The sequence below is a fragment of the uncultured Dialister sp. genome (assembly GCF_937959425.1).
Taxonomy (GTDB): domain Bacteria; phylum Bacillota; class Negativicutes; order Veillonellales; family Dialisteraceae; genus Dialister.
The window spans coordinates 1-12351 of record NZ_CALGPS010000098.1; the positions used below are offsets into that span (position 1 = coordinate 1).

At 54.9% G+C, this 12351-nt stretch carries 7 protein-coding genes; 5 read left to right on the forward strand and 2 right to left on the reverse strand.

Annotated features, from left to right (window positions below; genetic code table 11):
• Nucleotides 1-482: 482 nt before the first annotated feature.
• Together Q0482_RS04040 and Q0482_RS04045 are read right to left on the reverse strand one after the other, a co-directional pair.
• Nucleotides 483-1823, reverse strand: a complete 1341-nt coding sequence (locus Q0482_RS04040) for a GHKL domain-containing protein (protein ID WP_299143696.1) — start codon at nt 1821-1823, stop codon at nt 483-485.
• Nucleotides 1824-2492: 669 nt separating this feature from the next.
• A complete protein-coding gene (locus Q0482_RS04045) occupies nt 2493-3227 on the reverse strand; it encodes a LytTR family DNA-binding domain-containing protein (RefSeq protein ID WP_299143699.1) in 735 nt (244 codons plus the stop codon).
• A gap of 420 nt (nt 3228-3647) precedes the next feature.
• On the opposite strand from Q0482_RS04045, the gene Q0482_RS04050 reads away from it, so the two are divergent.
• From Q0482_RS04050 to Q0482_RS04070, 5 genes are all read left to right on the forward strand, one after another.
• Nucleotides 3648-4250 (forward strand): TetR/AcrR family transcriptional regulator, encoded by a 603-nt coding sequence (locus Q0482_RS04050; RefSeq protein ID WP_299143702.1) that lies wholly within the window; start codon nt 3648-3650, stop codon nt 4248-4250.
• Nucleotides 4247-5311 carry an efflux RND transporter periplasmic adaptor subunit gene (locus Q0482_RS04055; protein WP_299143704.1) on the forward strand — a complete coding sequence of 355 codons (1065 nt, stop codon included), beginning with the start codon at nt 4247-4249 and terminating at the stop codon, nt 5309-5311. Before Q0482_RS04050 ends, Q0482_RS04055 begins: the two co-directional genes overlap by 4 nt.
• Complete coding sequence (locus Q0482_RS04060; RefSeq protein ID WP_299143707.1) at nt 5308-8667, forward strand: efflux RND transporter permease subunit; 3360 nt, start codon at nt 5308-5310, stop codon at nt 8665-8667. The genes Q0482_RS04055 and Q0482_RS04060 overlap by 4 nt, the downstream gene beginning before the upstream one ends.
• A gap of 32 nt (nt 8668-8699) precedes the next feature.
• Complete coding sequence (locus tag Q0482_RS04065) at nt 8700-9896, forward strand: pyridoxal phosphate-dependent aminotransferase (RefSeq protein ID WP_299143709.1); 1197 nt, start codon at nt 8700-8702, stop codon at nt 9894-9896.
• A gap of 481 nt (nt 9897-10377) precedes the next feature.
• Complete coding sequence (locus Q0482_RS04070; RefSeq protein ID WP_299143711.1) at nt 10378-11406, forward strand: aminotransferase class I/II-fold pyridoxal phosphate-dependent enzyme; 1029 nt, start codon at nt 10378-10380, stop codon at nt 11404-11406.
• Nucleotides 11407-12351: the final 945 nt, after the last annotated feature.

The following is a 12351-nucleotide window of genomic DNA, read 5'->3' on the forward strand; positions in this document are numbered from 1 at the left end:
GCCCACCCCTGTTTAAGGGGTGGGTGGCGAGCGCAGCGAGCCGGAAGGGGTCAGCTGCTTGCGGCAGCTGATATAAAATAGGGGCTGTGAAAAAATGATTTACATTTTTTCACAGCCCCTTTTTTGCGTGGAGTCATAGGTGATGCTTTCTTATGTTCCCGAAGGCAAGAGGGTTCAGGCGCCCGCCAAGGCTGCGGAGCAGCCATACATACTCATTGCCGTAGGCGATACCTTCCCCTCGGCCCAAAGGGCCGTCGCCCCCTGAGCCGGTGGCACAAAGGGGAATCCCTGCGGCGACACCCCCCCTTCCAAAGGAAGGGGGCTAAAATCTGCGGCGAAGCCGCCACCATAACCCTCGGGCCCAAAGGGCCCGTCAAACCTTAGAACCCTCCGGCCGTAGGCCGGTCAATCTTAAGAACCCTTCCTTCGCCCCTTGAAACACAACCCTTCTATACAACCTGCGCCGACAGGCGCGCCCCTTTTTATACTGCGGCGGAGCCGCCTTCCTCCGGCAGGGTGAAATAAATCTCAAAACGCACGACCCCATTTTCCTGGCTGAAGTTCTTATATCCCTTATAGTAAGCGATGAAGTGGCGGATGGAGGTCATGCCGGTGCCGTGGTCCGGTTCTCCGGTGGTGGGGTAGCCTTCCCGGTCGAAGCGGATGGGGGTGGCGCAGTAGTTTTCCACGGAAAGCACTACCTGCCGGCCCTTGGTCTGGAGGGTGAGGTGGAGGAACCGTTTGTCTTTGTCCTGCTTTTCCGACGCGCGGATGGCGTTTTCCAGAAGATTGGCCAGGGCGAAGGAAAGACGTTCCTGTACTTCCGGCACTTTCTCAGGAAAATTTACACGGCAGGTGACGGGAATGCCGGCGTCCTTTGCCTTCACGATGTAAACGGAAAGGATGGCGTTTACGAAGGGGTTCAGGCAGAAGGGGTGAATGGCTGTTTTCTCCAGATGCTCGTCGAAGGTACGGAGGAAACGGAGGGCTTCCTCCGATTTCCCGCTGCTGATGAGACCGTAAATGATATTGATCTGGTGGCGCATGTCGTGGCGGAGGATGGAGAACCGTTTCATGCTGGCCTGGATAAGAAGCATATTGTTCTGGAAGAAACGGATAGCCTTCTGCTGGACTTCATTGGAACTTTTGAGGAGTACTTCATTTTCAAGGTCCTCTGCCTGCAGGGCCACATAGCGATAGAGGGCCAGAAAGGAGGCAAAGGAAATGAGCCGGGACAGGATTTTGTCCATGGTCCACAAATCCTGATCCATGCTGATAGGTACCTGAATGCAGGCGATGAGTATGGGCAGCAGGGCAATGTAGTAGCCGTAGGCCTTGTCATTGATGAGCTGCCGGGAAGGCACCATGTGGCGGAACATATGGGCCGAAAGAGGCAGGGACACCATAAAATAAATGAGGTAGAAGGAAAGCTCCAGGTACAGATTCTCCGGCGTTTCGCCGTCGTGAAAGAAATAGAGTATCGTCAACATGCTCACGGTGTGAAGAAGGGGAATCCAGAGCCCCTGCATACCGAACACGAAAATCTGCTGGGCTATGAGGCGGGGAAGCCAGTAGAAGGAAAGAAGCACATAGGGAAGCCAGCCTATGACAAGGGCGCTCTTATAAGCCATGATCATGTAGGCAGGATTGGAAAAAATCCAAAGATAAAAGGCCACATTCAGGGCGCCAAGGATGAGAAAGGAAAGAATCATTCGGTTCCGGCTGCGTTCGGGCAGAAAACGGCGGAATGATTCAAACCACAGATACCGGCCCGCCAGATGGGCCAGCACCACGCAAAAAGCTAAAGGAATAGCGGCTCTCATAGAGACCTCCTTTGGAAATGAAGAAATAAAATTTTTTAAGAGTGACTGGCCTATGGTCGGATTGTTCTTAAGCTTGACGCGCTCCCCGGCGCGAAAATTGTTGTGCAAAGGGCTAGGGAAGCACTGCAGGCGATAGGAAAACAGGCAAACCGGACCTGCGGCGCGATGGAAAAACCGGTTGACACTCCTGCCCGGCGCCCATAGTGCCCGGCTTTAGCAGGGGTGGCGCCAGCCGCCAAGGGGGACTGGCGGAATGGTATAAGAAGCATAGGGCTCACTGTCTCCGTTTACCGTTCTGCTGAATCAGCCACCTGCGGTGGCTCCCCCTATCCGGCTGCGCCGGACTTCCCCCCTCCGGGTGGCAGAATAAAACAGCAGAGCAGCAATGACCTCATAAGTATCCCAATGCATAGCGTTGCTATAACTTCCCCCTCCGGGGGAAGTACCGCCATAGGCGGGGATAGGGGTGCATTTCCAACGGGCGCAGCCCGGTTGTATGGTTTTCGCTGCCGACAGGCAGCCTATCAACTCATCGCCGCGAAAGCGGCGATACCACAACCCTTGGGCCCAAAGGGCCCATCAAACTTAAGAACCCTCGGCTCGGCAGGGCCGTCAATCTTAAGAACCTTTCCCTTTGAACCCTATGAACCCGGACCGCAGAGCGGCCCATTATTTCGAAAGCATATACTGCATATAATGATGTTTCACTTCTTTTTTCTTTCTCCTGCTGATGGGGACGGACAGATTTCCTTTCAGCAGGAAGGAGTCCTCTTCCATGGATTCGATGTAGTCCATGTTCACCATCAGGCGGTGGTAGCATTCAAAGAAGCGGGGGTCTTCCGCCAGGCCGGCGGAGAGCTCCTGGAAGGTGTTGGTGGTATTGACGGTTTTATCCATGAGGTGGATGGACGCGTTTCTTCCTTCACTGCAGTCTACGTAAAGGATGCGGCTGAAGGGGACGCGGAGGGTTTCGCACCCCGGAATCTTGGCGGAAAGCACTGCAGGCTTCAATGAGCCCTTGGGCAGGGCATGGTCCAGGGCCTGAAACAGCTCCTTCTTATGGCTCACCACAGGTTTCAGAATGTAGCCGGAGGCAAAGACCTTATATCCCTCCAGAGCGTGTTCCCGGCTGGTGGTGAGAAATATGATTTTCACACCCTCGTCCAACCGACGGATTTCCCTGGCTACATCGGTGCCCTCCATGGCAGGCATGTAAATATCCAAAAGAATCAGGTCGAAATCATCGGGACGGAAATCCGCCAGAAATGAAGGACCGTCCATGTAGGAAGAAACGGTGATTTCCATATTGGCCGCATCGCAGCGGCTTTTGAAATACGTCTGTACATACTGCTTTCCAATGTCTATATCCGTAGGATTATCGTCAACCAGAGCAATGTGTATCATGGGATCCCTTCCTTTCTCCAGAATGACTGCTTTGCTTTTATTATACTATATGAAAAAAGAAGAGGGATGGGGAAATAGGGGGATAGTGGGCTGGTGGACTAGTGTGCTAGTGTACTAGTGGGCTTCCGGCTTCCGGCTGTCGGCTGTCGGCTGTCGGCTTCCGGCTTCCCGCCGCCCGCCGCCGAAGGCGGCATTTATAAGTATTGCCCGAAGGGCAATCCACAACCCTCGGCCCTGAAAGGGCCGTCAAACTTAAGAACCTTAAGAACCTTCGGGGCGAAGCCCCGTCAAACTTCCTCCCACCCTTTGAACCCTCTGAACCCGGCGGCGGCCTGCCGCCGCCCTTATTGACATCCCCTTCCCCTATCTTCTATAATAATGCCAGTACTAAAAAAACGAATCCAGTACCAGGAGGAAGTTATGAAGGATAAACTTGTACAGGCGACGCTGGAGGAGATGGAGTCCAGGTCGCTGAAATTTACTATGGATGACCTGGCCAGGAAACTTCATGCCAGCAAGAGTTCCATTTATAAGATTGTAGATTCCAAGGAGGATCTGATACGGCTGGTGATGCACTGGGCCATGGATAAGTTTGACCGGAAGGCGGCGGAGCTCCTTTCCGGCCAGGGGCCGGTGAACCGGCGGCTTATGGCTTACTGCGGCCTTTTTTTCCATACTTTCTGGTACCTGCCGGATGCGGTGAATGAGGATCTGGAGGCCCGGTATGAGGATATATGGAAGGAATGGGATCAGTACCGGGAAGCCCGGTTTGATGATATGATGGCCCTTCTGAAGGAAGGGGTGGAGAAGGGCGAATACCGGAAGGTGAATCTCCCTGTGGTGCGGCAGTGCGTGTTTTCTGCGGCCCGGGGGCTCACGGATCCCGATTTCCTTCGGAAAACGAATATGACCGGCCGGGATGTGCTGGAGATTCTGGAGGATATTATGCTGAAGGGGCTGGAAAAGCGGGATGACGAATGTACTCCTGCTGAGGCTGAAAAGAAAGGGGAGAAAACGAGATGAGAAATTGGAAGAAGTGGGTGTGCCTCGTGGCTGCGGGCATGACCTTTTTCATGGCAGGCTGCGGCAGGCAGGAGGCGGTGTCCACCCAGGCGCCGCTGGTGAAAACGGTGGTGGCCGGTGAAACGGCGAAGGGGGAGAAGACCACCTTTTCCGGTACGGTGCACGGCTATTTCGAGTCTCCTCTGGCTTTCCAGACGGGAGGCCGCATTATGGCCCGGTATGTGGATCAGGGCCAGCGGGTGAGTGCCGGTGAGGCTCTTATGAAGGTGGATTCCAAGGACGCAGAGGAGCAGGTGGCTTCGGCCCAAAGTGCCGTCATTGCTTCCCGGGCCAGGGCGGAACTTGCTTATTCTACCCAGGCCCGTTACGAAAAGCTCCACGCCGCCAATGCCATTTCCGATTTAAACATGGACCAGGTGAACAACCAGGCCCGGCTGGCCCAGGCGGAGCTGGACTCTTCGGAAGCCACTCTTTCCCGGGCACAGAATAATCTGGGCTTTACCACCCTCACGGCAGACCGTGACGGGGTCATCGGCTCCACTATGTATGAGGTGGGACAGGTGGTGGCTGCCGGTACGCCGGTGGTGACCATTATCGACGATTCCCAGCTGGATGTTCATATTTCCCTGACGGAAAAACAGTATCGCTCCTATGCGGTAGGGACGCCGGCCACAGTCACTTTCTGGGCTCTCCCCGGTGTGACGGTGGAAGGAAAGGTGCGGGACATTGCAGCCGCCCCCAATTCCCAGACCGGCACCTATGACGCCAAGGTGACCCTCATGGACCCGCCGGATTCGGTGGTGGTAGGCATGACGGCGGAAGTGAAGTTTGGCGGAAATACGGAAGGCCGGGGCTTCATGGTGCCCCTCTCCGCCATGGCCACACAGAAGGAAAATCCTTCCCTGTGGGTGGTGAAGGACAATAAGGTGCACCTGGTGCCGGTGACCGTAGGCCGCTATGGCGATGATACGGTAGAAATCACCGGCGGTATTTCCAAGGGAGACCGCATTGTCACCGCCGGCGCTTCCAAGCTGACGGAAGGTGAAGAGGTGAGGACATGAAAAGGCTGAATCTGGCGGAGTGGGCCATCCGCCATAAACAGATCATCTATTTCTTCATTATCTCCATCATTATCGGAGGGATTTTTTCCTATTTCCGGCTGGGCCGAAGCGAAGACCCGAATTTTACTATCCGTGAAATGGTGGTTGCCGCCGCCTGGCCCGGCGCTACGGCAGAGCAGATTACGGAGCAGGTCACCTATCCCCTGGAGCGGAAGCTGCAGGATACGAAGGGACTGGACTATATCAAATCCTTCACCCACGACGGTAAGACCGTCATTTACGTGGATCTGAAGGACAGTGTGCCGAAATCGGAGGTGCAGCAGCGCTGGCATGACGTGCGAAACGCCATTACCGATGTGTGGGGCGAAATGCCTGCCGGCGTAAGAGGCCCGGTGATTAACGACCGCTTTGACGATGTGTACGGCTCCATTTACGCTTTAACCGGCGATGACTACAGCTACGAGGAAAAGCGTAAGTACGCCGAAGACATCCGCCGCCGGCTGGTGCTGGTGCCGGACGTGCAGCAGGTGAAGCTCTTGGGCGTGCAGGAGCAGATGATTTATGTGGAAATGGACCAGAACAAGCTGGCGTCCTTCGGCCTGAATCCTTCCGATATTTACAGGCTGCTGCAGCAGCAGTCCGCCATGATGCCTGCAGGCACCATTCATACTGATACCCGCAATGTGGCCATCCGGGTGGACGGCCTTCTGGGAACCACGAAGGCCCTGGAAAATATCCCCATCCATGCAGGTGAGCGGAATTTCCATCTGGGAGATGTGGCGAAGGTGACCCAGACCTATACGGATCCCGAAACCTCTCTCATGTATTTCAACGGCAAGCCGGCCATCGGCATTGCCATTGCCATGGCAGACGGCGGCAATAACCTTACCCTGGGCAAGAACCTGGAGGCCGCTGTGAACCGGATGAAAGGCGACCTTCCGGCAGGCATGGAAGTGAGCCTGGTGGCGGACCAGCCGAAGGTGGTGAACAACTCCATTGCTGAATTTACGGAAGCCCTCATTGAAGCCCTCATCATTGTTATGGCGGTGAGCTTCCTGTCCCTGGGCCTTCGGAGCGGCATGGTGCTGGCCATGTGCGTGCCGGTGGTGGTGTGCGCGTCCTTCCTCTTCATGAAATGGAGGGGCATCGACCTGCATATCGTATCCCTGGGCTCCCTCATCGTGTCCCTGGGCCTTCTGGTGGATGACGCCATCATTGTTATTGAAATGATGCAGGTAAAGCTGGAGCACGGCTTCAGCCGCATGGAATCGGCGGAAGGGGCCTATAAAGCCTGCGCCGCCCCCATGCTGGCAGGCACCTTGATTACTGCTGCCGGCTTCATTCCCGTAGGTTTGGCGGAAGGCCAGGTGACCGAATATACCAATTCCCTTTTCTGGGTAATCAGCTCTACCCTCCTTCTTTCCTGGATTGCTTCCATTTTCGTAAGCCCGGTTTTGGGATACCAGTTCATCAAGCTGGGGAAACCGAATCCCCTCAAGGTGAAAATCCAGAATAAGGCCTACGGCGCTTTCCGCAAAGCGGTGAAACTTTTCATCCATTACAGAAAAACCGCCATTATCGGCGTGGCAGGACTTTTCGTCTTTTCCCTCCTTACCCTGCCCTTTGTAAATCAGGAATTCTTCCCTGCGTCCGTACGTCCTGAAATCATTCTGGACGTGAACCTTCCCTCCGGTGCCTCCATCAAGGATACAAAGAAGGTGATGAGTGCCGTGGCGGACAGCCTGTACGGCGATGACCGGGTGTCTTCTTTCTCCACCTACATCGGAGACACGGCGCCCCGTTTCATCCTTCTCTTCGACCCCAAAGCCGCAGAGGATGACCATGGACAGATGATTATTGTGGCCAAAGATACCACAGCCCGTGACAGCCTGCGGCAGGAAGTGCAGGATTTCCTGGCAGAGAAATATCCGGAAGTCCGGGCCCATACCCGCCTCATCCAGACCGGCCCGCCGGCAGAATATCCTGTCATGCTCCGTCTCCGGGGCCCTGATGCCGGCAAAACGGCAGCCCTGGCGGAAGAAGCACTGGCTCTGGTGAAGCAGCATCCGAACGTGACCAATGCGTCCCTTGACTGGCCCCAGCAGACGCCTACGGTGCACCTTACCATCAACCAGGATAAGGTGCGGGAACTGGGCATCGACAACTACGCTGTCTCCCAGGACCTGTACGTGAAACTTTCGGGCTACAAAGTGGCTGAATCCTATCAGGGCGACCAGCTGGTTCCTATTTCCTTCCGTCTGGAAGGGGACAACGCTGCCCGCCTGGCAAGCCTCTCCTCCCTGCCCGTTTATGCAGGAAACGGCCGCTACGTGCCGCTGGGCGAATTCGCCGATATTTCCTACCAGAACGAAACAAGTACCATCTGGCGGAGAAATATTGAACCCTGCATTACCATCAGAAGCGATATTACCGGCAGCGTGACCTCCGACTCCGTGGCCAACGCCCTCTATGACAAGACGTTGAAAGATTTCAGAAATAACCTGCCTGAAGGGTACACCCTGGAAAAGGACGGCACCCTGGAACGAAGCGCCACCTCCATGAGCCAGATCATGGCCACCGTACCTATTATGGTGTTCATCATCCTCATGATCCTCATGTTCGAGCTGAAGGACTTAAAGCTCATGGTGATTGCCGCCATTTCCGCGCCCCTTGGCATGATCGGCTGTATTCTCACTCTGGTGGTGACACAGAAGCCCATGGGCTTCGTGGCCATCATCGGCATGCTGGCCATCGGCGGCATGGTGGTGCGAAACAGCATCATTCTCTTGGACCAGATCCGCCAGCACCTGGAAGAGGGCATGACCCCCTACAACGCAGTGGTGGAATCGGCAGTCCTCCGCTTCCGTCCCATCATGCTTACCTCCTTTGCGGAAGTGCTGGGCATGATTCCCCTTCTCCCCAACCCCTTCTGGAGCCCCATGTCCGCTGCCTTCATCGGCGGCCTCTCCGTGGCCACCCCCCTGGGCCTCCTCTTCGTCCCTGCCCTCTATTCCTTCTGGTACAAAGTCAAGGAACCGGAAGAAATCGTGGAACAGTTTGAAGAAATAAAAGAGCAGAAAATAAAAGGACAGGGAAGAAATGTGCAGTCATTTCTTCCCTGCCTTTTTTCGTGGGGGCAGCTCTGCCTTACCGTCATTTCGAGCGGAACTGCTGAGGCTCTGAGTCGAGAAATCTCCAGCCAAAAGCGGCTTGTGCCATTAGAGCGTGGGATTTCTCCACTCTGCTTCGCTGCGGTCGAAATGACGATGGCGGCGGGCCGCAGTATGGTTATTTCCCAATTTTCCCATGGCAGAAAGCCGGAAAAGGTATATAATAATAAAAGTATGGACTTATGATTTTATGGTATTTTTAGAAACAGGAAGGGATTATGATGAAGATTTCACAGAGAGCACTGAGCCTGACCACTTCTCCGATTCGCAGACTGGGACCTTATGCCGTGGAAGCGGAGAAGGCGGGGAAGAAAATTTATCATCTGAATATCGGTCAGCCGGATATTGAAACGCCGCCCCAGTTCATGGAAGCCATCCGCAGCTTTGATAAAAAGACGGTGGCCTATGGCCCCTCCCAGGGGGACATGCACCTCATTCACCAGATCCAGAAATACTACAGGGAATGGGGCATGGAATACAGCGAGAAAAATATTTATATCACCGCCGGCGGCAGTGAAGCCCTGGAGCTGGCAGCCCTGGCCCTCTGCGATCCCGGTGATGAAATCCTGGTATTTGAACCTTTCTATGCCAACTACAATTCCTTTGCCAAAATCGCCGGTGCCCATGTAAGGGCTGTGCCCACCAGCGCCGAAAGCGGCTACCGCCTGCCGGACCAGGAAACGGTGGAAAAGTATATTACCAATAAGACCCGCCTTATCCTCCTCACCAACCCCGGCAATCCTACCGGCGTGGTATACACCAAAGCGGAAATGGACATGATTGCCGCCGTAGTGAAGAAGCACGGACTGGCCCTCATTGCAGACGAAGTATACCGTGAATTCGTATACGACGGTGCTTACACCAGCTTCGGCACCTATGACGATCTGGCTGACAATCTGATTATTGTGGATTCCGTTTCCAAGAGATACAGCGCCTGCGGTGCCCGCATCGGCTGCCTCCTCTGCAAGAATGAAGAATTCACTGCCCAGATTAATAAATTCTGCCAGGCCCGCCTCTGCGTGCCTACGGTGGAACAGGTAGGAGCTGCCGCTCTCTACGATACGCCGAAATCCTACCTGGATGCGGTAAACCAGGAATACAAGAAACGGCGCGATACCATTGCCGCCGGCCTTGCCGCCATCCCCGGCGTCATTTCCTCCGACCCCAAGGGCGCTTTCTACGTTATGGTGAAGCTCCCGGTGGACGATGCGGAAAAATTTGCCATCTGGATGCTGCAGGACTTTGAAGAAAACGGTGAAACCGTCATGATTGCCCCGGGCAATGGCTTCTACGCCGAACCGGGCAAGGGCGTGGACGAAGCTCGCCTGGCCTATGTACTGAACGTGGAAGACCTCAAAAAAGCCATCCATCTCCTGGGCGAAGGCCTCAAAGCCTACCCGGGAAGAAAAATCTGATTTCTGCAAAATAAAGAAGCCGTGAAAAGATGGGAGCCATCTCTTCATGGCTCTTTTTGTGTGTAAGGTTTCCTACCGCGAAGATTCGCAGTGGTGTCATGCGCAATAGGAAACCTTTAGCAAATAGTTTCCTGCCGCGGTGATTCGCAGTGGTATCAGGCTCTATAGGAAACTTTTAGCGATTAGTTTCCTGCCGCGGTGATTCGCAGTGGTATCAGGCTCTATAGGAAACTTTTTGCGGCATATATAATCATAGCCGCCAAAGGCGGCTATCCACCACCCTCAGCGCCAAAGGCGCTGTCAAACTTAAGAACCTTCCGGCCCAGCGGGCCGGTCAATCCTAAGAACCTTCTCTCTTGAACCCTTTGAACCCCTGAAAGGGGCTGCAGACAATGATTGTATCTTTTGCAGCCCCTTTCTTATTTACACCATCCTCCCGCTGATATACAATAGTCCCAAACGAAAGGGAAGGGGAAGGAAAATGGAAAAATTATACTTTGCTTCAGACTACATGGAAACGGGAACGCCGGAAATTCTGGAAAGGCTTTCTGCCCTTAAGGGAAAGAAGCTCACCGGCTACGGGTCCGATGAAATTTCAGAATCCGCCAGAAACAGGGTGCGCGCCGCCGCAGGGGTGCCGGAGGGGGATGTGTTCTTCCTTTCCGGCGGCACCCAGACCAATGCCGTGGTGATTGACACCATGCTCCGTCCTTACGAAGGCGTTATTGCCGCCCACACAGGCCATGTATCCGCCCACGAAGCAGGGGCCATCGAACACGACGGTCATAAGGTGCTGGAAATTCCTGCGGTGGACGGGAAAATCAGGGCAGAGCAGATTGCAGAAACCGCCGATGCCTATTGGAAAGACGAAAACCATGACCACCTGGTCATGCCGGCCATGGTATATATTTCCCAGCCCACGGAATGGGGCACCCTCTACAGCTTGAAAGAACTGGAAGACATCAGCCGGGTGTGCCGGGAAAAGGGCCTTGCCCTTTACGTAGACGGCGCCCGTCTGGCCTACGGTCTGGCGGCAGAAGGAAATGACGTCACCCTTCCCGATTTAGGCAGGCTCTGTGACGCCTTCTATATCGGCGGCACCAAGTGCGGCGCCCTTCTGGGAGAAGCGGTGGTATTCCCGAAAAAAGACCGGGTGCCCCACTTCTTCACCATGGTCAAACAGCACGGCGCCCTCCTGGCCAAAGGCTGGATTGCAGCCATCCAGTTCGACACCCTCCTCAGTGACGGCCTTTACGAAAAACTGGGAAGAAACGGAGACCGTCAGGCCGACCGCATCCGGAAAGCGCTGGATGAAAAAGGGTACCACCAGCACGTAAGAAACAGCACCAACCAGATTTTCATCACCCTCACCAAAGAAAAAGCGAAAGAACTCTCCGGCAAAGTGGAACTGGGCTTCTGGGAAAATAAAGGAAATCAGGTAGTCATGCGCATCGCCACCTCCTGGGCCACCACCGACGAAGAAGTGAATAGGCTCCTGGAAATGTTGTAAGGGGGATAGTGTACTAGTGTGCTGGTGTACTGGTGTACTAGTGTGCTGGTGAACTGGTGCGTCCCACGCCCTCGGGCGTTTCTTTCTATGGTATAATAGGGAAGAGATGGAGGCAGATTTCCCTCAAAGCATTCTCAATACTGAGGAGGTTCCCCCTTTGGTGCCTTACGGCACCACCTTCCCCCCGCAGGCGGGGGGACAACAAGGCTTCGCGGTGCTGCTTCTTCGTAAGTTGCTCTAAGGGAAGCACAGGTGATTCTGCCCCCTGAATAGGGGGAAGTCCGGCGCAGCCGGATAGGGGGTGGCCACCGGAGGTGGCCAATTCAGCAGAGAAGTAACATGGAGAGATGAGTCAAAAGCATTCTCCGCGTAGAGACAGCACCCCCTTTGGTGCCTTATGGCACCACCTTTCCCCCGCTGAGTTCGGTCGGGCAGGCAAAAGGAAAGCGCCTTTATGGGCAGGCTGGGCGCCTTACTTTGCCCGACTTGCACATCCTATGCAGGATGTGCACAGTGGCACTATGGGTGCTGTGCATTGAGCCACATGACTCAACAGGATAGCGTAGGGAGGTTTTATTCTGCCCCCTGAATAGGGGGAAGTCCGGCGCAGCCGGATAGGGGGTGGCCACCGGAGGTGGCCAATTCAGCAGAGAAGTAACATGGAGAGATGAGTCAAAAGCATTCTCCGCGTAGAGACAGCACCCCCTTTGGTGCCTTATGGCACCACCTTTCCCCCGCTGAGTTCGGTCGGGCAGGCAAAAGGAAAGCGCCTTTATGGGCAGGCTGGGCGCCTTACTTTGCCCGACTTGCACATCCTATGCAGGATGTGCACAGTGGCACTATGGGTGCTGTGCATTGAGCCACATGACTCAACAGGATAGCGTAGGGAGGTTTTATTCTGCCCCCTGAATAGGGGGAAGTCCGGCGCAGCCGGATAGGGGGTGG